The following is a 25,112-nucleotide window of genomic DNA, read 5'->3' as shown; positions in this document are numbered from 1 at the left end:
ACGCGACGCTAGGCCTGCCCGCGCCCCACGGTCGCGGGCATGACTGAGAAACCACGGTGGCTACTCACCCAGAACAGTGACATGCGGCGGCAGGGAATCTACAACTGGTCAATCCCGGCATGGGCCGGGACGCTGCCCGATGGCCGCACCTACAACACCTGCCCCTCGGCAGGGATCTGCGCCCCCCTCTGCTACGCACGACAGGGCGCCTACCGGTTTCCCGGAGTCAAGGCTCGCCACGAGGCGAACTTGATGATGGTGCTGGACGACCTGCCCGGCTGGGAAGCGCAGATGACCGCCGAACTCCAGCACAAGCGGTATCAGGGCCGGTGGATCCGCTGCCACGATGCCGGCGACTTCTTCTCCCGGGAGTACACCGAGGCGTGGCTGCGCATCATGCGGGCCTCGCCAGGCGCTCGCTTCTACGCGTACACCAAGAGCGTGACCTTGTTCCGCGAGGTTGTAGAGCCGGACCCGCCCGTGAATTTCAAGTGGGTGTACTCCCTCGGCGGCCGTGAGGACCAGCTGGTCGACGTGACCATCGAGCGGCACGTCGACATCTTCCCCGACGAGGAGTCCCTCGCCGAAGCGGGCTACACCTCCCGGGCCGCGGAGGGGTGCCTGGTGTCCGTGCTGGGGCCCCAGAAAGTCGGCATCGCAGCGAACGAGATCAGGCACCTGCAGAAGAAGCAAGGCGCCCATCGGTGGAGCGAGCTCCAGCAGGCCCAGGATTCACGTCGCCGCGGACCTGGCAAGCAGTACGGCAGCGGAAGGCCATAAGGACTGCGGAGCGATCAAGATCATTTTTGCCCAATTGGGCAAATGTCACCCGGCACCGGATCCGTGCCGGACGACACCAAGATCATTCTTGCCCAATTGGGCAAGAGCCGCGCGACCCAAGGCGACCCGGCACTGCATCCTTCCCCGGCTCATCCCTCCAGGCACCAACCTCAGAGAGGAACCCCCATCGTGGGCTACTACAAGGAAGACGGGACGCGCATCAAGAAGGCGGCGTTCCCCGCAGTTGCCGCCGCCGATGTCCCCATGCGCATCACCGAGGATGTCTACGAAACCCGGGCCTACGGGCCCGGCGACGGTCGCCCCGAGGGCTCCCGGCATCACCTGCTGTTCCAGGCCGGGACCCTCGTCCCCCAGTCCGAGATCGACCGGCTCTTCGCGCCAGCGGCCACGCTCGCGACCGTCACCCCGGCAACCGGCCCGGCCGCGGGCGGCACGACCGTCACGATCAAGGGAACACGGCTCGACGGGGTGTCCGGGGTCAACTTCGGCGCCACGCCCGGCACCGAGCTCAAGGTCATCTCCGCCACCGAGCTCCGGGTGAAGACCCCGGCAGGGACCGCCGGGGCCGTCAACGTCGTCGTCGCTGCCGACACCGGCAACGTCACCAAGACCGGTGGTTTCACCTACGCCTGACCCCTGTGGCCGGGTGGCCTCTTCGCTCCGGCGAGGGGCCACCCGGCCGTTTCACTCCCACGGCGCGACACAAGCGCCGGCCGGTGGGCAGGGTGCGCGCCGACCGGTCCACCAGCCGACAGGGAGCCACACCCATGGCAAGCACCAGCCCCACCGCCCGAACCCGCAAGGCCGCCGCAGCGAAGACACCGGCCGCCGAGCCCACCACCGAGGCGACCGCCCCGGCGGCCGCCGATGTCCAGGACGAGACCGCCGGAGGTGACACCACCACCGCGGCGACCGCGGACGAGAGTGCCGCGCCGACGCCGGATCCTGCCGACAACACCCCCAAGGCACCCGACGCCGCGCCTCTCGAGCCGCCGGCCACCGTGGAACCGCCGGAGGCGCCGAACGAGCTCAAGTACGCGACGCCGACCGAGGTCATCCCCGACGACGAGAATCTCTCCGAAGTCATCATCGACGACGCGACGAAGGAGCCCCCGACGGATCCCGCCGCGGTCTTCGTCCCGCTCACGCCGTACGGCTCGACTCTCGTGTGCACCGTGCGCCTGGTCGAGAAGACGTTCCTCGGCCCGCACCGCAACCCTGTCCACCGCCTCCTCCAGCCCCAGGGAGCCCAGGTGTCGGAGGGCGTGGCCGCGCGCATCCTGCAACGACTGGAGGCCCAGGCCGAGCGCCTGGCGACCCAGGCCACCACCGGCGCGGACAAGTAGAGGAGCCAGGGGTGTCGAGCTTCGAGTACCGGCCCACGCGCGGCGGGGCGTACTACGACCCGGATCCTGCCGGCGGGAGGGTCACCAGCCTGTCCCTGTACGGGGAACCGGACCGCACGACCCTTGTGGTCGCGGCGGGGCCGGGCCTCCGGCTGCGCGCCGGGGCGTACCGGTTCGAGCTCCCCGACGTGCCGCCCGGACGCTACTGGGCCACCGTCACCTTCACCCCGAGCGAGGGGGCCCAGCCCGTCAAGGACGAGTCCGTGAGAATGGACCTGCCCCTCGGGCTGGGCCTCGTCACCTCACCCGAAGCCGTGGCCAAGCAGCTCGGCGTGCCACTGCCGCTCAGCGCCGAGGACCGCGACGACCTGCTGACGGCCATCGGCGATGCGCAGGACGACGTCGTCGGCTACCTCGGCAAGCCCGTCATCCCCCAGCTCGTCACCCGCACCGCCCTCACGCCCTTCTCGCTGCGCCAGGAGGAGGAGCTGAACGACGCCTCGTCCTGGCCGTTCGAGCCCGACGACGAGTGCACGGTCCACTCGTACCGCGAGCGCGGTGACGGCACCTACGACGTCGACTTCCTCGTGGGTTTCGACGGCGCCTCGAAGAAGCCCGTCGTCCGGTACGTGACCAGCCACGCGGCGGAGGCCGAACGGCTCCGCCCAGGAGGAGTCAGCTCCCAGGGCCGCCGTGTGTCCTCCGTCAGCGCGGAAGGCCAGTCCATCAGCTACGAGTCGGCGCCCGAAGCCGGCCAGGCCGGTGCAGTGCCGAACATCAGCAGCCTGTCGCGGTACAAGCGGCGCCTCTTCCAGCCGTTCAACCGGCCCGCACGCCCCCCGTGGCCCTACTCCTCCAGCCGCGGCCGCGGCCGCTGACACAAAGGAGCTGCCGACTGTGGCCGTCGTCCTGCCGAACGCCTCACTGCGCGTATACGTACTCGCCCACCCATGGGCGCGCGACGCCAACGGTGTGCCCGTCCCTCCGAACCCGAACCAGCGTCCCGCCCCGCGCGGGCCGTGGCCCGGGTCGGTACGGGAGCAGCCCGACGGCACATGGACCGTGCGCCTGGACCCGCAGGCCTGGCCGGTCAAGGAGAGCGACACCATCGCCGACGAGACCGGCCGGGTCTGGACCCTGACCAGCACCCGCAACCACAAGGTCACCGGGTGCCCGGACGTCGACTACGTCGAGGCCGCCGCCACTCTCAACCCGCCCGAGGTTCCGTGATGCCGAAGTTCAAGCCCGCCCCGGGCCTCGAGGAGAAGCTGGCGCTCATGCTGGCCCCGGCGGTGCAGCGCATCGCCCGGCAGGTGGAAATCGAGGCGAAGCGCCTGGCCCCGCCGACCAAGACGTGGGTGACCGTCGGCGACGACAAGGTCCGCCCCACCCACGTGAACGCTCAGGGCCAGGTCGTCCCGGGCAACCTGCGCTTCGAGCTGGACTCCATGCAGTGGGACATCGAACACCGCGGCGTCGGCGCGCACACCTACATGACGCAGCCCGGCGACCGGTCCTCCCGGGCCATCGCCAACCTCAAGAACTGCCGGTGCTCCATGCACAGGGACCCGGACGGCATCGCCCGGCACATCAACACCGGCCAGCCCGTCGTCACAGGCAAAAAGGTCACCGTCACCGTGTCCGTCCAAGCCCCCAAGGTGATCGAAGCAGAAGTCGGAACCGTCTACCCCGGCGGGCTGGTGGCCGACGGGACGTTCTTCATGTCACGCGCGGTCGCGCTCGTCGCAGCCCGCGCCTGACGACCGCGCGACACAAGCAGGCCCCGGCCCCACAGTTCCCGTCATGACTACGAACCCCGCCCCCAAGAAGCCCGCCGCCGCGAAGGAAGAGTCCGCCGACGTCGCCACCGAGACGCCCACCGGTGTGGCCACCGACACCGCGCCTCTGGCGAGTCCCGCCGCCGGCAAGGTCACCGTCACCCTGGCGCACCACCACACCCTCGACGGTGCCGCCTACCCGCCGGGCGCTCGTATCCAGGTGACCCCGGACACCGCGCACAGCCTGCGCACGCAGGGCTACGCCACCCACGGCTGATGACAGAACCGACACTCGCCGAAGTGGATCCGGTCTCCGAGATCCTCGCCTGGCTGCAGGAGCACCCAGGGGCCGCCGACGCGCTCGGCGGCCCCGGACGTGTCTCCGGAATCTCCGAAGCCCCCTGGCCGCATCTCAGCGTCGGGCACGGCCCCGGCGGCGACCTGCGCGGCCTCAGATGGGCCATCGCACCCGAGGTGACGCTCGAGGTCTACGGTGACCCGGGCGGCTGGCCGGGCAAGGCCGAACTCCGGCGGATCCTCCTGCGGTGCGCGAAGGCCGCCCAGGAGCGCGTGGAAGCTCCCCATGTGCCGGGGCACCCGGTGATCAGCGACGTCGCACCGTCCGGTGTCCTGCTGTGGTCACCGCTCGTCGACGGGCAACCACGGTGGCTGATGAACCTGTCCGTGACCCTGCACCCGTGACGACGCGACGTTAACCACCTCCGCTCCCCAAGGTGTCCGCGCCCCAGTACCGGACACCAAGGAGAACCCCGCCATGGCCGGCGAGACCACGAACAACACGCAGATCGTCATTCCTCAGCTCAGCCGCCTGTGGCTGTCACCCGTCGGAACCACGGCACCCGCCGACGCCACCGCGGCGTGGCCCGAGGGGTGGTTCACCGTCGGCCTGTTCACCGAGGACAGCCTCAAGTTCAACACCGAGCCGAACTTCGAACAGGTCCGGTCCGCTCAGTCCTCCTACCCCACGCGCACCTTCCAGACGACGGACGCCGCGACCGTCGAGGTGGACCTTCAGCAGTGGTCCGGCCGCAACTTCCGGGCCGTGTACGGCGGTGGCAGCATCACCGCCGTCACCCCGAGCGGAGGCGGGAAGCACTTCCGGTTCGCACCGCCGCGCATCGGCGGCCGCGGCGAGGTCGCCGCAGGCATCGAGATCATCGACGGCGGCAAGCACTACCGCTACGTCCTGCCGCGCACCATGCAGATGGAAGGCGTCTCCAAGGACCTGTCCAAGGCCAAGGAGTCCGTGCTGCCCTTGCGCCTTGCGGTCCAGGGCGGCGACGACATGGATGCCTGGTACCTGCTGACGGACGACCCGGCCTTCCAGCCCGCAGCACCGACGATCACCACGGTCACCCCCTCCACCGGCCCGGCCGCGGGCGGTACCACCGTCACGATCGCGGGCACCGACCTGGACAGCGTCACCGCCGTCAACTTCGGCAGCACGGCCGGCACGGGACTGCTCGTCGAGAGCAGCACCAAGCTGACCGTCATCAGCCCGGTAGGCACGACCGGCGCGAAGGACATCGTCCTCACGTCCGCCGGCGGCAACGTCACCAAGACCGGCGGCTTCACCTACGCCTAACCCGGCCCCGCGGCCGCCCCCGCGCGCCTCAGCGCAGCCGGGCGGCCGCACGCCGCGACACAAAGCCCCGCGCACTGCCACTGTCCGCGCGCTGCCACCCCGCCGCCCCGTACTTGAGAGGTCTCACCATGTCTGCCAAGACGTTCGTTCTCGACCTGGACGCTCCCCGCCGCGAACTCGCCCACCCGCACGGCATCGCGGTCAAGCTCCACGGCCTCCAGCACATCTTTCCTGCCGAGCTGCCCGCCGACGCCCTGGACCCGATCCTCTCCGACGAGCTCGGCCTCGTCGAGCTCCTCGGTGAGGTCCTCCAGTCGTCCAGCGGCGACCTCGACACCAGCGAGGTGCTGGCAGCGCTGTTCCGGCGGCCTTCGCTGCCCCGCAAGTTCCTCGCGGCTATCAAGGAGATGTACGGCATCCTCCTGGACGCCGAATACGACACGGTGGACGACCAGAAGGTCCTGCGCGACGGACCGTTCAAGGACTTCCTCGACTCCAAGCCCTCCCTCCCCGACTACGTGCGACTGACCGCGGGCCTCGCCCGGGTCTACGGAGTCGAGATGGGAAAACTCTTCAGCTTTGCCGACTCCTCCGAGAGCGATTCGCAGACGTCGAATCCGATCTCTCCCGCTACCACCGAGTCGACGCACGGCGTGCCTGGCTTCGTCCCGGACAACCCGGATTCCTTGGAGTCCGACGGCTGATCTCGTACGTCGACGGCCTGCCGGACGAATCGCGGGTCAAGTCCTTCACCACCGACGGGTGGACGACGCACCTGGAGCTCCTCGCGCAGATCGTCGAGGAGATCAGCCTCCTGGCGGCGGACCGCCGCCGCCCGGATCCGATCTTGATCCCCCGACCGCACAACTCCGGCGACAGGGTCGCGAAGCGCACCGACGGCCCGACCAGGCCGTCACCGCACTCAGCGACCGCCCCGGAGCCGGCGGACCAGCCTCTGACCGGTCACCGGCAGATGCTCATGGCCGCCATGCAGAGAGGAATGGTCCGCAGTGGCTGAGGGCCTGCAGGCCGGACGCCTTGAGGTGCCGGTCGTCGCCGACCTTGCCGGTTTCGCCGCGAAGCTGAGAACCGAGATCGAGACGGCGGCCGAGGGCCTGGCCGTACAGGTCAAGGTCAAGATCGACCACAAAGGCCTCCGCGAGAGGCTCGAGAAGGCGGTCAAGAAGGCATCCAAGGGCGTCACCGCGAAGATCCGCGTCAAGGTCGACGAGAACCGCTTCCGTACGGAGCTCGACGGCATCCGGCGCAGCATCGCCGACGCCGACCTCAACCTGCCTGTCCGGCCGAACGGTGACGGCGACGGCCGCGGCGGAGGTCTCCTCGGCGGTGTGCGCACCCTGATCACCACTGCGCAGGGTGAGGCGGACCGCAACCCGGTCAACGTGCCCGTACGGATGCGGATCCCGCGCGGCCGCGGCGGCATGCGGATGCTCGGCATCGGCGCCCTGGTGTCCCTGGCACAGCCAGCCGTCGCACTGATCGGCCAGTACGCACTCGGCCTCACCGCCCTGGTATCAGCGGCGGCGCCTGCCGTCGGCGTGCTCGGGGCGATCCCCGGCCTGATCGTCGCAGCGGGCACGGCAGCCATCGGCACGAAGGTCGCGTTCTCCGGTTTCGGCGAGGCCGTCACCGAGGCGATGAAGGCACACCAGCAGCTTGCCGAGGGCGAGAAGCTCACGGCAGACCAGCAGGCCAAGCTCGACCAGTCCATGGGCAAGCTGTCGACGTCGGCCCGCAAGACCGTGACCAGTGTCGTGTCGCTATCGGGCGCTTGGTCGAAGATGAAGACGTCGGTGCAGGAGCGGTTCTTTTCGCGGGTCGCTGACGACATCAAGCCCCTGTCGACGGCCGCGCTTCCCCTGCTCAGGAACATGCTGGGGGACAGCGCCGACCAGATGGGCGCCATGGCGCAACGCGGCGCGAAGTTCATGCAGTCCGGCATCTTCCGCAAGGACTTCAGGACGATCGCCGGATCGAACAGCCGCGTTCTCGGCAGCCTCACCGGCAGCGTCGGAAACCTGGGCCGGGCCACCCTCGACTACCTTGTGGCCTCCGGGCCGTTCGTGGAACGGGTCGGCAGGGCCGGAGAGCGGGCCACTCAGTGGATGCGCGCATCCGCCGCCGCCGGGCGGGAGACGGGGTCGCTCGCGCGTTTCCTGGACCACGCGGGGGACAAGGCTGCACAGCTCGGCCGGTCGACCGGGAGCCTCATCAAGGGCATCGGCGGTGTCGGCCGGGCGGCACAGGACTCCGGGAACGCCCTTCTCGACAGCTTCGAGGGAACCTTGAAGCGGTTCGAGCGCTGGGCGAACAGCAGTGTCGGCCAGAAGGTCATGGAGCAGTTCTTTTCCGACGCTGCTCCGATGTTCCACGAGCTCAACATGCTCGTCGGGGATGCTATGCGGGGCATCGGCGGCGCGATGAGGAACAACGGGGTCACAGACCTCGTCCGGCAGATCCGTACCGAGATGATGCCCGCTCTCGGCACGTTTTTCAGCTCCATCGGTCAGACCGTTGGCCCTGCCGTCGTCAGCGTCATCTCGAACATCGCCACCGCCATCGGTGACCTTTCGGCCGCCGGCAGTGGGCTGGGCGTCCTCCTCGTCGCGTTCAACGGTCTGCTGCAGATGTTCAACATGATCATGCACGTGGTGCCCGGTGCGAGCACCGTCCTGGCCACGCTGCTCGGCACGCTCCTGGCCCTCAAGGTCATCACAGCCGTATCCGGCATGCTCCGCGGCTTCGGGACGTCCGTCGTCGCCGCACGCACGCAGGCAACGGCCCTCGGTGCCACGATGCGCGGCACCCTGGGTCCCGGGGTGATCGGACCCCAGGCCACCATGTGGCAGCGCATGGGCGCCGCCTACGGCAGTGCCGCCGCATCCGGGAACCGGCTCACCGGCACGATGCGCGGCCTCGGTGCAGCGAACCGTGTCGTGTCCACCACGATGGGCGGCATGGTGTCAGCGATGGGCGGACCGATCGGTATCGCCATCGCCGCCCTTACGATCGGGCTGGGACTCCTCGCCTCGAGCCAGGAGAAGGCCGCCCGCACTGCGAAGGCCCACGAGGACCGGGTCCGGTCCCTCTCCGAGGCTCTGGCCGCCTCCGGAGGCGTCATCGACGCCAACGTGCGCGCCCAGGCCGCGCAGCTCCTGCAGGACACGAAGCTGGCCGACGGCAAGGGCAAGCTCGTTGACGTCATGCGGAAGGCAGACATCAAGCTCGGTGAGCTGACGAGTGCCTACCTCGGCCAGGGCAAAACGCTCGGCGACCTCGAGAAGGAGCTGCAGGCGACCGCGGACGCCGGCACTAGGGGTGTCATCGTCGGCGGGCAACTGGTTCAGAAGACCGACGACCAAGGCCTCGCTGCGATGCGCGCGAAGGACGCCCTGGGCCTGGTCCGCGGTGAGCTCGAGAGTGGCCAGAAGAAGCAGAAGGAGCTCGCCGACGCGGTCAACTCGTCCGGGACTACCGGCACGAACGCGTACGGGCGGCTCTCCTCCGCGGTGCAGGGCTTCGGGGACAAGACGAAGTCGGCCGACGAGCGAGTGGACTCGCTCAAGCGGGCCCTGGACGCTCTGAACGGGAACACCGAGTCCTTTCACGACGCGACCGCCCGGCTGAACGCGCAGATGCTCGCCATCGACGACACGATGGCCGGCAACATTGAGAAGGCCGACGGATGGGGCAAGGCCCTCATCGACGCCGACGGAATGGTGGACACCAGCACCCGCAACGGCCAGACGCTGAACACCCAGCTCACCGAACTGCGGGACAACATGCTCGGCGTTGCCACCCGAGCGAAGGAGGCCGCGGAGCAGGGCCTCATGCCCATGTCCGAGGCCATGTCCAAGAGCAAGGCCGCCATGGAGGAAGGCCGCGCCAAGGCGCTCGAGTACGCGGCGAGCATGGACATTCCGAAGGCCCAGGCGGCGGCTCTGATTGATCAGTTGGGTATGGTGCCCGACACGGTCACGATGCTCATCCAGACCGATGGCCTGTCTCAGGTCAACGCCGAACTGGTCGGGCTGACCACGCAACTGTCCACCCTGGGCAAGGGCCAGTCGATCCAGGTCACGGCGCCCACGGACGCGGCGGCGTCCGCGCTGCGGAAACTCGGGTTCATCGTCACGGGCATCCCAGGGTCGAAGAACGTCAAGGTCACCGCACCCACGGGCGAAGCGACCGGAAACCTGAAAGCCCTCGCCTCGGACATCACGAACGCCCCCGACTCCAAGACGGTCACCGTCCAGGCGATCGTGGCCAAGGCGATCGGGGAACTCGAGGTCATCCGGACGAAGGTCGCCGGTCTCAAGGGCAGGAAGCTGACCGTGGACGCCCCGACGGCCACGGCACAGAAGCAGCTCACAGACCTCGGGTTCAAGATCAAGAAGTTGCCAGGCAGCAAGAAGGTCTCGATCACCGCGCCGACCGGCTCGGCTGTCTCGGCCGTGAACTCCCTGAACTCGAGCATCCAGGCCCTGAAAGACCGCAACGTCACCGTCACGACGACATACGTACAGAAGGGCTATGGCGGGGCGCTCAAGTACGAGAACGGCGGAATCCTGCGCTTCGCCAACGGCGGTTTCAACCGAGCGATGGGGAAGGTCAAGGCCTTCGCGAAGGGCGGCGTCGAAAAGCACATTGCGCAGATCGCACGAGGCGGCCCGACCCGCATCTGGAATGAGCCGAGCACAGGCGGAGAGGCATACATCCCTTTGTCACCCGCCAAGCGCTCACGGTCCATGGCCATCCTCGACCAGGTCGCCCGCGAGTTCGGCGGCCGCGTCCTGTACTTCGCCAACGGCGGCTTCGCCACACAGTCCGGCGGCAGTGCCAGTCCGCGCCGCACCGGAGGCACCTTGGCCGCCCCGCGGGCCTCCACAGCGCAGACTTCCAGCCCCCTGGTGGGCGGCGACCTGAATCTGAACATCGGTGCGGTGGGCACCACCAAGAACGCACTGGAGGACGCGATGTTCCAACTGCGGCTGATGCGCATGGGAGGCGGTGGGTGATGCCTGACGGAGACCTCAGGCTGGTCTACTCCAGCTACGAGAGCCTTCCCGGCGCGGCACTGACGTTCGGCAGGGTCAGTTCCGGGATCTACACCCTGAAACAGCCGGTCGTCACGTTCGCCGACCCCGAGATCGGTGACCAGCCGATGCCGGGCGAGGACGGAGTACGCCAGGGGCGCGACTACCAGCGGGCAGCCTCTGTAACGCTGGAGCTGGGCGTCGACACGGTCGACGCTCCCGCTGTACGGAAGTATCCGGCGGGCCTGGTGGCAGCCCCGGGACAGATCATCGGCGACTGGCCCGACAGTCCGCTGCAGCTCGCCATCCTCAAACGGCAGGGCACACCGGAGAGCTGGAACAGGGAGGCGGTGGACATGCTGCGCCAGGTGTGGCGCGCGGACTCCCTGCGCGGCGGCCCGGGGCGGCTCGGCTATCTGTCCCGCACGGCCGGCGGCCGGACCCGTCGCCTGTACGGTCGACCACGCGACTTCGGAGTCGGCTCCGAAGACCTCACCTCCCAGGGCTACACGCCCGTCGTGGCCAAGTTCACGGCGGTCGACGACCGGTTCTACGACGGGACCCTCAAGACCGAAGAGCTGTGGGACTACTACCTCGGCAGCGCCCCGCCGCGCCCCGGCCGGCCGTCGTGGGGGGACAACCCGCCGTGGTCGACGTCGAAGCGCACGGCCGAACTGGTTGTCGCCGGAAAGCTTCCGACGCACCCGGCGATCACGATCTACGGCCCGTGCATCAACCCGAAGGTCACCATCAACGGCCTGTGGGCCGTGCAGCTGGCGCTCACGCTCGGGACCGGCGAGTACGTCACGATCAACGCCTATCCGTGGTCCCGGACCGTGACGAAGTGGGCTGCGAACGGATCCACGATGTCCGTCGCGGACAAGCTGACCCGGGCCAGCCCGCGGCTCGCGAACATGACGCTTGTGCCGGGCCGCCTCCAGGCGCAACTGTCGTACAGCCCGGTGACGACCCAGCGGTTCCAGGGACCACGGGTGAAAATCCAGTGGCGTGACGCCTACGCCTACTGGTGAGCCCAGGACGCAAGGGTCCCCGGTGGGCGAGCCTCCCCAGTCTGATCCGGACGGAAGAGGTGCGTCATGGCATGGGACGGAATCCCGTGGTTCGTCGAGAACACCGCGGCGAGCGAGGAGACACTCAGGCTGATCGTGGAGGCCGCAGCAGGCGGCGGTGAGGGCATTGTCGCGCCGGCCGACCTGCGCGTCACCGCGCTGGATCTTCCTGCCGCCGCGGTGCAGATCGGTACGGGTGCCATGATCGCCCGCCGCAGGGCGGCGGGGGGTTCGCAGTCCTACGCAGCGCGCATGGCCACCACGGAGCTGGTGAACGTCGAGCCGACCGGTGCCGACGGCCCGCGCAGCGACCTGATTGTCGCCCGCGTCGAGGATCCCTACGGCGGGGAGTCCTGGCCGGAGCCCACGGACCCGCTGATCGGCCCCTACGTCTTCACCAGAGTCATCCCCGACGTGCTGCCGGGCACGACGAGCATCCAGGACGTCGATCCCGACTCCACCGCCATCACCCTTGCGCGGATCGACCTGCCGGCCTCGACGGCGTCGATCACCGCCGCGCGCATCGTCGACCTGCGGCAGATGGCGCGGCCGCGCAGCGAGACCCGCCGCGTCTACCTGTACGCGGCGTGGACCACCGCCGACGAGCTCGGCCCGGTCACCGACTGGGAGGAATTCCCGCTGGGGGCCCGCTGGACGAACACGGTCCCGGAGTGGGCCACCCACTGCGGCGTCCATACGCAGATCACGGGTGTGCGGCACCCCGATGCGGTCCTCGCGAAAGGAGAGCTGCGTACCTATCTCGGTGACGAGAAGGGGCCCGGCATGCAGTACCTCGCCGAGACCGCGGCCCGTATGACGCTGCAGGCCGGCCACACTTTCCTCATCCCGCCGGAGGACCGGGGCACCGTCGTTCCCCTTGGTGTGGAAGGCAAGGGCGCTGTCGGGGCAACCGGCCTCCTGCAGGCCGACCTGGGGACCGTGCTGGCCGTGGACATCGTGTTCTCCCAGGCACCGGTGGCGGCCTGATGTCCTGGCGGTACATCGCGATGCGCACCACGAGCGGCGACTTCCTGGACTGGGACGTCCCGTTCGAGGCGTCCGGCGTGCCCAAGCGCGAGCTCAACGGGCCCGGAGCGATGCAGGGCACGATCGGCCCGGAGTACATGCGGCTGATGGCCAAACCCGACGGGCTGCCCATCATCACCGAGTGGGGCACCACCCTGTTCGCGGAGTTCGCCGGCGTCATCCGATGGGGCGGCATCGTCACGCGGGCGAAGTACGAGGGGCAGGCGATGAACATCGAGTGCGCCGGATATACCGCCTACCCCAACGGAATGCCGTACTTCGGGTCGGAGATCCAGTCTGGGGCCAAAGTGCCACAGAAGTGGGCGTACGAGGGGAAGGACAAGAACCACGACGGATACATCGACGGCTCCAAGCCGAAAAGGAAGATGCCGCCGAAACCGAAGGACAAGCTCACCGGCAGATGGGACGCCTACGACGTCGTACGACACATCTGGGCCCACCTGCAGGACTACCAGCGGGGAAACATCGGCGTCACCCTCGACAGGCACGACTCCGGCTTCCTCCTCGGGGCGAGCAGCGGTGAGGACCCCTGGAAGCTGCAGTGGTGGGAGAACCCGGACTGCGGCTCCACGATCACCGACGTCATGAACCTCGCCAAGGCGGACTTCTGTGAGACGCACCGGTGGGACGGGACCAAGGAGCGGATGATCCACCACATCACCCTCGGCAAACGCCGCCTGGGCCGCACCCGTACGGACCTCCGCTTCGCCCAGGGCGAGAACGTCATCGAGACCGCGACCCCACAGGGCCAGGGCGACTACTACGCGAACAACGTCTACGTCGTCGGTAAGGGCTCCGGCAAGAAGACCGCCCGCGTCCGCGTGGTCGTCGACGACAAGCGGGTGCGGCGGGCCCGAACGATCACCTACAAGTCCAGTGCGAACGTCAAGACCCTGACGAGCAAGGGACAGGCGGAGCGCGCCCGGCACTCGGACATGCTGACCGTGCCGTCCATCGCGATCCGCCACCACCCCAACGCCCCACTCGGAAGCTGGGCTCTCGGCGACCGGATCCTCCTGCAGATCGAAGTGCCGTGGATCGGGGAGCTCGCACTGTGGCACCGCGTCGTCGCGGAGGAGATCGACCCCGCCACCGGCACCGCCATCCTGTCCCTGACCCGCGCCGACTACTACGGATGACCAGCACAGGACACTAAGCGCCACGGCCCCGCACTCTGCCGCCCCTGACCACAAGGAGCAGCAAGGAGCGGGACCGTGGGGTTCAACCTGGACGAGCGGGAGACGTCGAAGGCCTTCGCGTCCTACCTGCGGGACCTGGAAGCCCGGGTCGCCGCCCTGGAAGGCTCCAACCCCCTCACGAACGCGTCCATCGAGTCCGGAAGCCTGGACGTCTTCGACGACGAGGGGAACCTGCGCGCGTCCCTCGGCATGCAGAGCGACGGCACCGTCGCCCTGGTCGCCGTGAACTCCGACCCCCCGCCCACCCCCACCGCCCCCACAGTCGAGCCCACACTCGCCGGCCTCGTCGTGACGTGGGACGGAAAATGGGCGGACTCCGACATCACCCCCGCCGACTACGCCACCATCCAGATCCACGTCAGCGGAGCAGGGGCGGACTTCACCCCCGACCTGAGCAGCCTCGCGTCGACGATCAGCGCCCCGCTCGGCGGATCCGCGACGGTCGCCGTCGACGGGTACACCCAGGTCTGGGTGCGCTTGGTCGCGACGAACACCGCGGCGATCGAGGGTCCGCCCAGCGCCGCCACCCAGAGCGCCGCCCGCCAGGCCGTCTCACCGGACCTGATCGACGGCATCATCACCGAGATCAAGCTCGCCCAGGACGCTGTCACTGCGGCGAAGATCGCCCTCGGCGCCGTCGGCAAGTCGGCTCTCGCCCAGGGTGCCGTGACGATGAACGCCCTCGGCGGCGCCCTGGCCGACGGCGTCACCCAGCGATACGTCGACGCGATGGGAGACGCTGCCACCTGGTCGGTCATCACGAAGCCGGCCGGGGCGCAATGGCAGCACCTGAGCGACATCCCGGACGCACCCACGGGCAAGACAGTGGCACGAGCAACCGGATACGCCACGGTGCGCGGCACGGTGCAGGTTCCGTACGACCCGGACGTCCTCTACCGGATCGCGGCCCGGGTCAGGACCACCGTCGCCTCATCAGCAGGGACAGACACCCTCTACATCGGCGCGCTCGGCATCGCGGCCGACGGTGTCACGCTCGTCAGCCGCACCGGCGCGAACACCGCCAGCAGCGGGCACTACGTGGCTGCGTCCGCCACACCGCAGCCCGTTGCCAGCGGGTGGGTGACGTACGTCGGCTATCTCCGCGGCCGCGCGGCCGCGGGCGTGAACGGCACCGCCGTACCGGCACCGGACCCGCGGGCGCCGGGCGTCATGCACGCCAACACCCGGTTCATCAGCCCGCTCCTCTACCTGAACTTCGGCAGCGGATCGGCTGGCGTCACCGGCGTCATGGAAGTGGACGCGGTGACGATCGAGGTCCTGAAAACCGGGATCGTCGACTCAACGAACTTCGTCGCAGGTTCCGTCACCACCGCGGCGCTTGCCACCGACTCTGTCACTGCGGGAAAGATCGCTGCGGACGCGATCGGCGCCCGCGAGTTGAAGGCCGACTCCGTCACGGCCGTGGAGATTCTGGCCGGCGCGGTCACCACCGAGAAACTGCTCGCCTTGGCCGTCACCGCCGAGAAGATCGCTTCGCTCGCCATCACGACGGACAAGCTGTCGGCCCTGTCGGTGACAGCCGAGAAGCTCGCGGTCAACTCCGTGACAGCCACGAAGGTCGCGGCGGGGGCGATCGAAGCCACGCACATCAAGGCCGGAGCGATCACGGCGGAGAAGATCGATGCCGACGCCCTCAACGGAAAGACGATCACCGGCGCAATCGTGCAGACCGCCGCTCTCGGCGACCGCGTCGTCGTCACGAACTCGGGCTCGACCGGCCTGCTGCGCTTCTTCAACGCAGCGAACAAGCTGTCGGCCGAGATCTCATCCAACGTCGACGACGAAGGCATGCAGGCCTTCGTCATTCAGGGCCCCGACCCGGCCGGCACGAACTGGGGCGGCCGCCCCCGCCTGTCGCTCTCTGCCGACGGCGCCAAGTCCACGGCCAACCTTGCCGCCGACAAGATCGTCATCGGATCCGCCAACCCTGCCTTCGGCGGCCGGGGAACCGTCAGGATCGGCGGCTACCTGAATGCGGAAAACATCTCGACGGGGCGCGTCCGCATCACCCCCGTGGCGAACGTCCCTACCTCCATGACCGTCACCGGTCTGGGTCTCCCGCCCAGTGCGGCGGACATCTACGCGGTGGCCACGCCGTTCACGACCGTGCCCGGAACCAGCGTGAAGGGCGTCGGGATCACCGACCCCACCCCCAGGACCCTGACCGTGTGGCTCACCAGAGACAACAGCGCCCTCACCAGTGTCGACTACATAGCGATTGCGACGGGATAACCACCATGAGTACCGAAATTGAACCGACGTCCGCCCTGATGATCGTCACCTGCCGTACACCGGACTGCCTCTACGAAAACGAACCGTTCCAGGTGCGGATGTACCCCAACGCCGGCGAGCCCGTGTGGGCAGCCACCTGCGCCGGCTGCTCCTCCCTGGTCAGCGACATCGTCCCGGCCACGCCGTGACGTAAACCCCCCGGCTCCTGCATGGTCCGTGCTGCGGGGAGCCGCGGGTTTCGGCCCCGGCTCCCGCGCACCCACTGACTACCGAGAACCCGAGGAGGCGCCCCGTGGAGTGGCTCACCTCTCTGGCGCCTGCCTTCACCCCCCTCTTCGGCATGTTCGGCGTGCTGGGCGGGGCGTGGCTGGTGTACCGAGGAACCAACCGCAAGACCGAGGCCGACGCCCAGGGCCAAGAGGCCACCACGTTCGTCGCCAGCGTGCAGACCGTCACCGACGGGTTCACCAAGCTCCTCGAGCAGTCGCGGGCCACGAACGCCCAGACCCTCGAGCGGGTCACCACCCTCGAGAGCAGGGTCGAGCGCCTTGAGGAGGAGCAACGGCAGTGGCGCCGGTGGAAGGCCGCCGCGGTCGACTACATCCACCAGCTCCGCACCCTGGTCGCCAAGCTGTACGACCGCCCGGTCCCCGCACCGCCGCGCGAGATCGCCGAGGACCTGGCCGAGGGCCCCGGCCACTGAGCTCCAGTGCGCGACGCAAGCCGCGGCCGCCGCGCACAGTCCGCCCGTCACGCAACCTCGCATGAAGGGCAGGACCTCATGACCACGCTCGTCGACTCCCTCTCAACCGGTGCCCAGGTAGGCACCGTGCTCCCGCTGCTCACCGCAGTCGTACAGCGGCCCGCCTGGTCCGCGAAGTACAAGAAGGTCGTCGCGGTGCTCGCCGCATTGTTCGCCGGCGTCGTCGCCGTGGCGGCGGACGGCGGCTGGGCCCAGTTCCAGCACGGTCAGCTCACCACCGCCACGATCCTCGGCGTCCTGGTGGCTTCGCAGACGAGCTACGACCTCGTGTGGAAGCCGTCCAAGCTGGCCCCGTGGCTCGAGGCCATCACGACGCGGAAGACGCCTCAGCAGGCCGAATAGGACCAGGGGCGCCCAGTCGGTCCTCCGCCGGCGGGTACCATCTCCAGCGAGGTGGCCGTATCGCGGCCGCGACAAGTGCGTTGAGATTTCGGTCCGGGTCTAGTGGCGTAGACACCACCCTCGCAAGAGGGGAGTCCTCCGCCCGTGGTGGCCCTGGCCAGATGGAATCGAGTAACCGGGTGCGTAGAGGGCGCGTAGCGCGCCGAGCACTCGGGGCCGGGGAGTGGTTGCTCCTGCGATGATCCGGCACACGTTGTTCGCGGCCCGTACGGTCACCTCACCCTGTTTCAGCAGGCACCGCACCATGCCCTGGCCCGAGAGCACGGGTCACGCCCGCACCGGAGGTACACCCATGGCTGACGCTCAGCGCGTCACGGCCGAGATCAAACGTCTGTCCCAGGTCGGCGACGACGCGTTCGTGAAGACAGTTGTTGCGTACGTCATGGGAGCTAGCGACAACCGTGTACCGCGGGACGTCCAGGGAGCGGCACTCGAAGACCCTCGCCTCGCCGCACGCACGCTCGAGGCCCTAGAGACGGCCATCAAGCAAGCGAAGTCCTTCAATCCCCGCCGGGACGGGGAGAGCAAGAGGGAGCAGCAAGCCCGCATCGTGCCGTGGCGAGAGCGAATCAAGGCAGCCACCGGGCCGTTCCAGGACGTCGTCGACGACCTGGCCCACGAACACGCGAAGAAACTGGCCGCGCTCGACGACGAGGCGTTCACCGGCCGGTGGGCGGCCTTCATCCTCGACGAACCCGTCCCCGCGCCCACGGCCCCGCGGGTCGAAGCCCTCGCACTTCGCTCACCGAGAGTAGCCGCCCGGGGGGCGGAGCTGTGCAAGCTGATGTTCGAGGAACCATCCCGCTTCCTGCCCACGGATCCCGGCGAGAGCCGTACGGCTCGAGAGCGGCGCGTTGACCTCTTCCGCCGGCGGGTGCAGTCCGAGGCCCGGTTCCTCCGCTACGCCCTCCAGTACGCCGAAGCGCGTCAGGGGCGTATGCCGAGCGAGCCGAACATCCGGCTCCAGGCGCTCCGTCTGCTGGGACAGGCCCACCCCGAGGAGCTGTCCAAACTGCGGCACCAGGTCCGGGGCGAGGGCCGCGCGGCGGGCGCGGCAGTTCGTCGGGACCGGCGCGATCTCCGCCGGGCCGGGCAGGGCGCGCGGTAAGGCGCGCTCCACACGGATCGCGGATCGCTCGAGGGCGCGCCTGATGGCGCGCCCTTCGTCATGTCAGGGCGCGCTGCCGATCGGAGCGATCCACGGCGCGCGGAGCGATCCGCAGATCGCCCCGTGGACATCAGTGCGCGCCGTTCCCGCGCGGTCGGGCGCGTGCCACCGATCCGTTGACGGCGCGCCCCCAGCAGCGCGCCGAGCAGGACTTCCCGCGCCGATCCGATCAGGCGCGCGACCGATCCACGCGGGGCGCGCCGACCCTGCGCGCGCGGCGCGCCCAATAGAAACCAGCAGGTCAGGGGCAGGGTGCGCCGTCGGACGGCGCGCGCGCCAGGCGAGGCGCGCCTGCCTGGGCGCGGCGGCGCGCGCCGCGCCATGGGATCGCTCCGATCAGGCGCGCGATCCGAGCGCGCGCGCCGCGACACCGATCCGGGCGCGCCCACGGATCGCTCCAATCGTGTGGCGCGGCGCGGTGAAAGGGCGCGCCTGGATCGGCGCACGGCGCGGTCCGTTGAGGCGCGCCCCGGATCGGATCGCGCCTGGGCGCGCTTGCGAAGGCGCGCCTTGGCCCTGGGGCGCGCCTGGACGGATCAGTGGATCGGGCGCGCTCCGCGGATCGGCGTGCTCTTCGGATGCTGGCGGACGACCGCGCCGGCGCGCTGTCAAGGTGAGGTGACGTGATCCACGCGGGGAAGGCGCGCCTACCGAGAGCGCGCCCGACGGAGCCGGGCGCGCGCCGCCTCACGTCACGTCAGCTCCCGCTCGGCACGCTGTTGAAGTACGGCTCGAACATCCGCCGGATCTGCGTTTGCACTGCCGGAGCCTTCCGGTACTCGGCAGCGAGCTCCGTGTGCCCTTCCGCTTCAAGCTGCGCAATGAGTGCCGGCCGCTGTTTCACGAGGTAGTCCCGGAGCCGTGTCATGGGCGGATCTCCGTCCTCGGAGATTGACTTGAGGTGCTCACTCTTTGTGAGCATCAGCAGTCGGGCCTGAACGTCCGCCTCCTCGTTCAGTGCCTTCGTGGCGATGGCCTTCTTCCGGTCTGCGGCGCTCGGCCGAGGCTTGGCGGCCGCGGCCGTGGGAATGTCCTGCGGCTCCTCGGCGGCGCTGGTGTCCTCCGGCGTTTCGCCGGGCGGCGGCGGGGTGTCGGCTTCGGGGTCCGGCGGCGGGGGCTCCTCAGTTTCCTGGCTCTCGTCGGCCTGGTCCTCGTGGTGCTGTTGTGCCTGATCCTGCTCGGCCTGGTGGGTCGGGGCGATGCCGTTCTCGGGAACCGGGATCTTCGGCTGGCCGTCTCCGGCATCCTCCTTCAACTTCTTCTTGGCGAGCTCCTTGGTGGTCTGGAGGGACCGGGTGATCGCAGCGTCCGCGTTCATCCTTCCCCAGGGGGTGTTGATGACCAGGCCCTGCAGATTGCGCGAGCCCCACTCCTCACGGATGGCGCGAAGGCAGGACTCGGGGTTGTGCTCGTCCTCCAGAGCCTTCCTGATCAGCGCAGCAGCGTCGTCATCAGTCAGCGCCGGGTGCTGCGGCGCCTGAGAGGCGGGGGCCTGCTGCTGTTGCTGCGGGCTGGACGGTTGGGCGATGAGGGGCCGCTCACCCAGGTAGGCGCAGGGTCGGGCCTCGGTGACCGCGCGGCTCTCGGCCGCGTCCTCGTAGCCGAGCTGCCGCAGCAGCGTGTCGACACCCTCGTACCGGTAGGTCCACCCAGGCTGAATTTTGAAGTGGGTGGGCATGGCGTGCATGCCGGTCACGTAGGCCTCGCCCACCGCGTGGAACTCGACCACCGCGTCGACGGCCGCCCGGATGTTCTTCTCCGCCTTGATCCGGCGGGTGTGGTGCCGTGTGGGCTTGTCGCTCTCGTACGCGGTGATGATCTCCTGGCGGGCGATCAGCAGCGTGGGCCCGTTGTGCCGGCGCAGAAGCCACAGCATCTCGCCCCATCGGTCCTTGGCGTGGCCCCACAGGTCGCGCTCCTCGTCGACGTACGGGTCGTCAAGGCGGGCGGTGCGCTGGCCGTTGGACTGGGCACGGCGCTCAGCGCGCTTGCGGCTGATGTGTGCCACCTCGTCGCCCAGCAGGTCCCAGACGGAGGAGACGTCGTCGATGACGACCATGTTCCTCCTGCCGTCTTCGGCGGGGGGCTGCGAGATAGCCCAGCGGAGCGCATCCAGGATGTCGTCGAAGGATCCGTCGTGGTCGACGATTTCGTACCGGGCGCCGTCGATCTGGCCGTAGTAGTCGGCCGTGCCGGAGATGCCGCCGACCTGCACCCAGTACGTCGTCGCGACGAGGTCGGACGCGGTGCCCACGGCGGCCTCGTGCCCCTTCCCGGTCATCTCCGGCCCGGCGAGGAGAACGATGGGTGGGTTGGGGCGGCCGGTGGGCTTACGGGATCTGCGCTCGCGCATGGGCGTAGTGGGGCCAGGCATGGGCGTTCCTTCGTTCGTGGTTCCCCGGGTTGCTCTCCCGCGGAGGATGCGACAGCGGAGGCCTTAACCTCTCGCCTTTGACATCGGTGTACTATTCTACCCCGCTGGTGGGGCAGTTCAACGCCTGTTGCGCAGATCCCCGACGGGGCGTTCCACGGCCGGGTCGATGTCCTCGCGGTGCCGGGCGTACCAGGCGTCGAGGTATTCGGCTCCCTCGGCTGCTGCCTGCCGTTCGTCCTCGGGCATGGCCTGCCACTCGGCGACTGCGTCTTCGTACTCCCCCGCCACTGATCCGGGATCTCGACGGTTCAGGGCCTGAGTGATCTCCTCCCACGACGCGCCGCCCAAGGCCTCGCCGAGGACGACCAGGTCGACGATGGCGTTGGCCATCTGCCGGAGCTCGCGGGCCTGCTCGATCCGCTCGGCCGGGCTGATGGTGTCCGACGTCTTCGCGAGAGCGTTCCGGGCGGCGTCGGAGAGGTCGCGCATACCGCGGGCGGTGACGATCCGGGCCAGGATCTCCGGTGTCATGGTGAGGGTCCGATCATGGGGGCGGCGGGCACCCCATGGAGGGGGCCCGCCGCGTCGTGCGGGTAGGGGCAATATGCCTTACGGGCTGACTGGCGTCAGCGGATGAGCGAACGCGGCGAAGACGTCGTCGATGCTCGCCCTCGCAGGCAGCGCAACGCCGCGCTCGGCCGCGTACGTCTTGATGAGGCGCTGACGAACCTTGCGCCCGTTGCCGTCGGTTTGGCCGAGCACGCTGGCAATCTCAGCGCCAGTCAGCCCACCGCCCGGTTCGAACACTTCACGGTGCCCGTTGTCGAGAATGTCCTTGATGATGACGTACAGCTCACTCTCGGTACTCCACGGCGGGATGATCCGCTGTCCCTGCGGCCGCGGCTGCGCCCGGGCGGGCACAGTGGCTGTGACCGGGCGCGCCTTGGCGACGGCCGCGGGAACCGACGGCGCCGACAGAGGGACGGCGGCCGGCGGCTGCGGAGACGGGGCAGGAGGCAGAGCGGGGGCAGGGGTCGGAGCGGAAGCCGGGAGGGCTGACAGCTCGGCGGCGGGCGGGCCCGCCGGAAATTCGAAGATGCCCGCGGGGTTGATGCCCGCAGCAGTCAGACCGGATGCGCCCGTCTCCTTCAACGGGATGCCGGTACGCGCGAGACGTAGCGGGATCAGCGAGGCGACGGGCGCCTTCCGCCGCCAGTTCCGCCCGAACTTCCCGCGGAGCTGCGCCATGTAGACGATCCGGTCCTGCTCGAGCCCCAGGACCTGCTCGTACGACGTCAGCTCCCACAGCTTCATGCGACGCCACAGCAGGAACGTGGGCGCCGGCGAGAGCAGCCAGCGGGACCAACGCACCTTCTCCATGCGCTTGCGGCCGGTGGCGGCGCCGATCCGGACGGCGTAGATGTGAGCGGCGATCTCGGAGACCGCGACCCAGAGCAGCGACATGGAGCCGTGGGCGACCTTCGCCCACAGCGTGTCGCCGGCCGCCACGTTCAGGGCGCAGGTGATCAGGCTCAGCACCCAGGGCACGAACCGAACCCAGCCGAGCGGCATGCCCATCCGGATCAGGAAGAGGTTGGCGCCGGTGAAGACGGGGATCGCCGAGTCGATGGCTGCGGGCAGGACCCAGGGGTCGTCGAACCCCCAGGTCTCAGCCTTGGCGGACACGGCGTCGAACGACGCGTAGAAACCGAGCCCTCCGACGCCGACTCCGCCGAGCGCGGTAACGGCAGCTCCGCGCCCCTCCCACTTGCTCAGCGGAGGGACGCCGGAGTCGTGGACGGTCACCGGGTCGCGGCCCCCGCGGGTCAGATTCAACGACGGCTTCAAGACACCTTTCCTCTCGTTCGGGTTCACTGGTCGGCTTATGCTCGTGGCCTTCCAGGTCGACCAAACGATATAGCGTCTTCCGCCTCCTGTGCCTGAACCGGCCCCTTACGTCCCGTCAGCCACTGCACATACGGGACGTTTCGGCACCGCGGTCACCAGTCGAGAGGCTTGGCGGGCTTCCGCCGGTCCTCGCCCAGGATCTTCACCAGGTGCGCGCGGGCCTCGAGCCGGGACAGCAGCCGCTCGCCGAGGACGTCGACCACGCCGATGGTGCCGCTGCCCGGTTCGCTTCGGCTTTTCAGGTTGGTGGAGAAGGCGGTCGGTCGGCCGGCTGCGAGGCGGGAGTCGATCAGGTCCACGGTCTCCCTGCGGGCTGCTTCGGTGGCCGTCGTGTCCATCTCGCCACAAAGCTCGTCGAGGATCAGCAGCTCGCACGACACGAACATCCTCCGGACGTCGTGGACGCTCAGGTTGTGTGGCGCCGAGTTGGGCCGCCGGTACGTCAGGTAGGTCGCGTGCTTGACGTACAGGGTGGAGAGCCCTGCGGCGGCCGCCTCGTTGCCCAGGGCGCAGATGGCGGCCGTCTTCCCCGTCCCGATGTTGCCCGGCACGATCATGTTCAAGACCTCGGGCCGGGCCTTCTGCTTCTTCGCCTCGAGCAGGGAGCCAAGCCAGTTCCTCATGGTGTTCGGCTTCTGGTTCGGCTCAAGCCACCGCTCTCCGGCCGGGGCAATCGCACCCGGTACGAGACTCGGGAACCTGAAATCCAGGTACTCGTCGTGCGCCGCATCGAGCATGCTGTTCCGCCAGGCGTTGCGTGCTGCGCGAGCCTTCGGCACCGCCAGGTCCTCCCACAGCCCGTCTTCCGAAGCCGGTTGGGCGGGTACTCCGAGCTGTGCGATGTCGGCGCCGCCTCGCTCCATGACGGCAACGACGTGGGCACTGAGGTCGCTGAGCGCGTTCAGTCCTCGCGCCGGGGGCCTGCTGGGTGTGGTCACTGACATGGGTCGCGCTCCTTACAGATCAGTTGGGGAGGACGCCGAACGTGGCGTCGTCGGCGTCGTCGTCGACGCTGGGCGTGGTCTGGGAAGCACCCGGCAGGGACGATGAGCCCTTGTCGGGGACACCCCAGGTGGCGGCGTCGCTGTACGCGACGCGGCCGAAGGGCTGCGACGGCTGAATGTTCTTGGTGACGACCCCAAGGGCGTGCTGCCATTGCTGAGCGCTGGGCCAGTGCTTCTCAGCCGTCTGCAGCGCCCGACCACAGTCCTTCTGTGTGTAGCCCGCCTCAAGGGCTGAACGGACCTGAGAGCGCATGGCGACGTAGCCCTTCTTCTGGCCCACGTACGCCCCAAGGTGCCTATCTGCGTGCGCCCACCACCATTTGGCGACTTCCTCAGCAGCGTCGTCCAGGGCCTTCTTCATCGCGGCCTTCTTCTCAGCCTCGGCCGCCTTCGCCTCGTCGTCGGCCCGCTTCTGCTCCGCCGTCCGGCGGGTGCGGGGCTTCGGCGCGGGCTTCGCCGGGGCCGGCGGCTCCGGCTTCGACGGGGCGGTCACAGGCTCCGGCTCCTCCTCCGGCTCGGGGCCGAGGTCCGCGGAGGGCTCCTCGTCTGCGGGGTCGGCCGTGAAACCGTCGCTGCCGAAGGTCCCGTCGGGGTACTCCACCAGGAACGAACCGTCCTCCTGCTCGACCACGGGGACGGCAGGGTTCTTGCCGGTGCCGAACACCTCGTAGTCCTTCACCCACTGCTCGATGGGGATGACGGAGACGGCGGTGCCCATGGCGCACTGCCCGCTTCGGAAGCGGCGGCGCTCCAGGCGGTAGTAGCCGCGTCGCGCCAGTTCACGCAGCGCGGTGCGGATGGCTTCGCGTCCCTCCCGGCCCTCCCCCTTGGAGAGTTGGTCGGAACGGACCTGCCACCCCTCCTTCTGGTCCAGGAGGTACGTCAGCAGGCCCAGCGCCCGGTAGGTGAGGCTGGTGTCGCGGACGGTCCGGGAGTCCACGGGCACGAAGTACGGCCTGTTGACCCTGACTCCGCTGGGGCTGGACAGGCGGCTCATGCGGAGGCCTCACTGGGGGTGTCGTCACGGAGTCTGAACAGCGTGCTTTTCTCGCGGCCGCCGCCCTGTTTGGTGCTGTACTTGCAACGCTTCTCCAGCAGGCCGGCCGCGTGGAGCTCGGCGACAGGCTGGCGGGCCTGGTACGGCCTGAGCCCGCACTGGGCCGCCAGCACGGAGATGCTGGTCCACTCGCTCCTACTGCGCAGGACGGCGGCACAGTAAAGCCGGAAGGCGCGATCGGATATGCCACTGGCAAGCTCTTGGTCGAGCGTGTCACTCGCGGAGTTCATAGGTGCAGTCCCTGGAGAGGGGCCCAGCCGTGACCGGCCGGACTCGGGC

General features: G+C 69.2%; 25 protein-coding genes. 19 read left to right on the top strand and 6 right to left on the bottom strand.

Annotation, left to right across the window (positions count from 1 at the left end; all coding sequences use genetic code 11):
* Positions 1–39 precede the first annotated feature (39 nt).
* The 19 genes from ACFC51_RS32895 to ACFC51_RS32805 all read left to right on the top strand — a co-directional run bounded on the left by ACFC51_RS32895 (position 40) and on the right by ACFC51_RS32805 (position 18,430).
* Positions 40–780: a hypothetical protein gene (locus ACFC51_RS32895; protein ID WP_376532404.1), complete on the top strand. Its 741-nt coding sequence runs from the start codon at positions 40–42 to the stop codon at positions 778–780.
* Between the two features lie 189 nt (positions 781–969).
* Positions 970–1,434 (top strand): IPT/TIG domain-containing protein, encoded by a 465-nt coding sequence (locus ACFC51_RS32890; RefSeq protein WP_376532402.1) that lies wholly within the window; start codon positions 970–972, stop codon positions 1,432–1,434.
* Between the two features lie 134 nt (positions 1,435–1,568).
* A complete protein-coding gene (locus ACFC51_RS32885; protein WP_376532400.1) occupies positions 1,569–2,147 on the top strand; it encodes a hypothetical protein in 579 nt (192 codons plus the stop codon).
* An 11-nt stretch (positions 2,148–2,158) separates the two neighbouring features.
* On the top strand, positions 2,159–3,025 hold the full coding sequence (locus ACFC51_RS32880) for a hypothetical protein (protein WP_376532398.1): 867 nt from the start codon (positions 2,159–2,161) through the stop codon (positions 3,023–3,025).
* Between the two features lie 19 nt (positions 3,026–3,044).
* Positions 3,045–3,377: a hypothetical protein gene (locus tag ACFC51_RS32875; protein ID WP_376532396.1), complete on the top strand. Its 333-nt coding sequence runs from the start codon at positions 3,045–3,047 to the stop codon at positions 3,375–3,377.
* Complete coding sequence (locus tag ACFC51_RS32870; protein WP_376532394.1) at positions 3,377–3,907, top strand: hypothetical protein; 531 nt, start codon at positions 3,377–3,379, stop codon at positions 3,905–3,907. Before ACFC51_RS32875 ends, ACFC51_RS32870 begins: the two co-directional genes overlap by 1 nt.
* A 43-nt stretch (positions 3,908–3,950) precedes the next feature.
* Positions 3,951–4,202, top strand: coding sequence for a hypothetical protein (locus tag ACFC51_RS32865; protein WP_376532393.1), 252 nt, complete (start codon positions 3,951–3,953; stop codon positions 4,200–4,202).
* Positions 4,202–4,627 carry a hypothetical protein gene (locus tag ACFC51_RS32860; RefSeq protein WP_376532391.1) on the top strand — a complete coding sequence of 142 codons (426 nt, stop codon included), beginning with the start codon at positions 4,202–4,204 and terminating at the stop codon, positions 4,625–4,627. The genes ACFC51_RS32865 and ACFC51_RS32860 overlap by 1 nt, the downstream gene beginning before the upstream one ends.
* Before the next feature lie 73 nt (positions 4,628–4,700).
* Positions 4,701–5,531, top strand: coding sequence for an IPT/TIG domain-containing protein (locus ACFC51_RS32855; protein WP_376532389.1), 831 nt, complete (start codon positions 4,701–4,703; stop codon positions 5,529–5,531).
* A 128-nt stretch (positions 5,532–5,659) separates the two neighbouring features.
* Positions 5,660–6,235 carry a hypothetical protein gene (locus ACFC51_RS32850; RefSeq protein ID WP_376532387.1) on the top strand — a complete coding sequence of 192 codons (576 nt, stop codon included), beginning with the start codon at positions 5,660–5,662 and terminating at the stop codon, positions 6,233–6,235.
* Positions 6,236–6,541: 306 nt separating this feature from the next.
* Positions 6,542–10,570, top strand: a complete 4,029-nt coding sequence (locus ACFC51_RS32845; protein WP_376532386.1) for a hypothetical protein — start codon at positions 6,542–6,544, stop codon at positions 10,568–10,570.
* Entirely contained in the window at positions 10,570–11,619 is a 1,050-nt protein-coding gene (locus ACFC51_RS32840; protein ID WP_376532384.1) for a hypothetical protein, read from the top strand. The genes ACFC51_RS32845 and ACFC51_RS32840 overlap by 1 nt, the downstream gene beginning before the upstream one ends.
* A 66-nt stretch (positions 11,620–11,685) precedes the next feature.
* Positions 11,686–12,645: a hypothetical protein gene (locus ACFC51_RS32835; protein WP_376532382.1), complete on the top strand. Its 960-nt coding sequence runs from the start codon at positions 11,686–11,688 to the stop codon at positions 12,643–12,645.
* Positions 12,645–13,844 carry a hypothetical protein gene (locus tag ACFC51_RS32830; RefSeq protein WP_376532380.1) on the top strand — a complete coding sequence of 400 codons (1,200 nt, stop codon included), beginning with the start codon at positions 12,645–12,647 and terminating at the stop codon, positions 13,842–13,844. The genes ACFC51_RS32835 and ACFC51_RS32830 overlap by 1 nt, the downstream gene beginning before the upstream one ends.
* Positions 13,845–13,919: 75 nt before the next feature.
* On the top strand, positions 13,920–16,157 hold the full coding sequence (locus ACFC51_RS32825; RefSeq protein WP_376532378.1) for a hypothetical protein: 2,238 nt from the start codon (positions 13,920–13,922) through the stop codon (positions 16,155–16,157).
* A gap of 5 nt (positions 16,158–16,162) precedes the next feature.
* On the top strand, positions 16,163–16,345 hold the full coding sequence (locus ACFC51_RS32820) for a hypothetical protein (RefSeq protein ID WP_376532376.1): 183 nt from the start codon (positions 16,163–16,165) through the stop codon (positions 16,343–16,345).
* A gap of 104 nt (positions 16,346–16,449) precedes the next feature.
* The gene (locus ACFC51_RS32815; protein WP_376532375.1) at positions 16,450–16,860 is read left to right on the top strand and encodes a hypothetical protein; all 411 of its coding nucleotides are present in this window, start codon (positions 16,450–16,452) and stop codon (positions 16,858–16,860) included.
* Between the two features lie 78 nt (positions 16,861–16,938).
* Positions 16,939–17,262, top strand: a complete 324-nt coding sequence (locus ACFC51_RS32810) for a hypothetical protein (protein ID WP_376532373.1) — start codon at positions 16,939–16,941, stop codon at positions 17,260–17,262.
* Between the two features lie 352 nt (positions 17,263–17,614).
* Positions 17,615–18,430: a hypothetical protein gene (locus tag ACFC51_RS32805; RefSeq protein WP_376532371.1), complete on the top strand. Its 816-nt coding sequence runs from the start codon at positions 17,615–17,617 to the stop codon at positions 18,428–18,430.
* A 757-nt stretch (positions 18,431–19,187) separates the two neighbouring features.
* Here ACFC51_RS32805 and ACFC51_RS32800 read toward each other — a convergent pair.
* The 6 genes from ACFC51_RS32800 to ACFC51_RS32775 form a co-directional block, all read right to left on the bottom strand.
* Entirely contained in the window at positions 19,188–20,864 is a 1,677-nt protein-coding gene (locus tag ACFC51_RS32800) for a hypothetical protein (RefSeq protein ID WP_376532370.1), read from the bottom strand.
* Between the two features lie 117 nt (positions 20,865–20,981).
* The gene (locus ACFC51_RS32795; RefSeq protein WP_376532368.1) at positions 20,982–21,395 is read right to left on the bottom strand and encodes a hypothetical protein; all 414 of its coding nucleotides are present in this window, start codon (positions 21,393–21,395) and stop codon (positions 20,982–20,984) included.
* Between the two features lie 78 nt (positions 21,396–21,473).
* Positions 21,474–22,712 carry a DUF2637 domain-containing protein gene (locus ACFC51_RS32790; protein ID WP_376532366.1) on the bottom strand — a complete coding sequence of 413 codons (1,239 nt, stop codon included), beginning with the start codon at positions 22,710–22,712 and terminating at the stop codon, positions 21,474–21,476.
* A 152-nt stretch (positions 22,713–22,864) separates the two neighbouring features.
* Entirely contained in the window at positions 22,865–23,716 is an 852-nt protein-coding gene (locus ACFC51_RS32785; RefSeq protein WP_376532364.1) for an ATP-binding protein, read from the bottom strand.
* A gap of 19 nt (positions 23,717–23,735) precedes the next feature.
* On the bottom strand, positions 23,736–24,773 hold the full coding sequence (locus ACFC51_RS32780) for a hypothetical protein (RefSeq protein WP_376532362.1): 1,038 nt from the start codon (positions 24,771–24,773) through the stop codon (positions 23,736–23,738).
* Positions 24,770–25,063 (bottom strand): hypothetical protein, encoded by a 294-nt coding sequence (locus tag ACFC51_RS32775; RefSeq protein ID WP_376532360.1) that lies wholly within the window; start codon positions 25,061–25,063, stop codon positions 24,770–24,772. The genes ACFC51_RS32780 and ACFC51_RS32775 overlap by 4 nt, the downstream gene beginning before the upstream one ends.
* Positions 25,064–25,112 lie beyond the last annotated feature (49 nt).

It is taken from the genome of Streptomyces sp. NPDC055962 (genome assembly GCF_042270185.1).
Taxonomy (GTDB): Bacteria; Actinomycetota; Actinomycetes; order Streptomycetales; family Streptomycetaceae; genus Streptomyces.
Note: the sequence above shows the minus strand (reverse complement) of the source record. Positions and strands in the feature narration are given on the sequence as shown.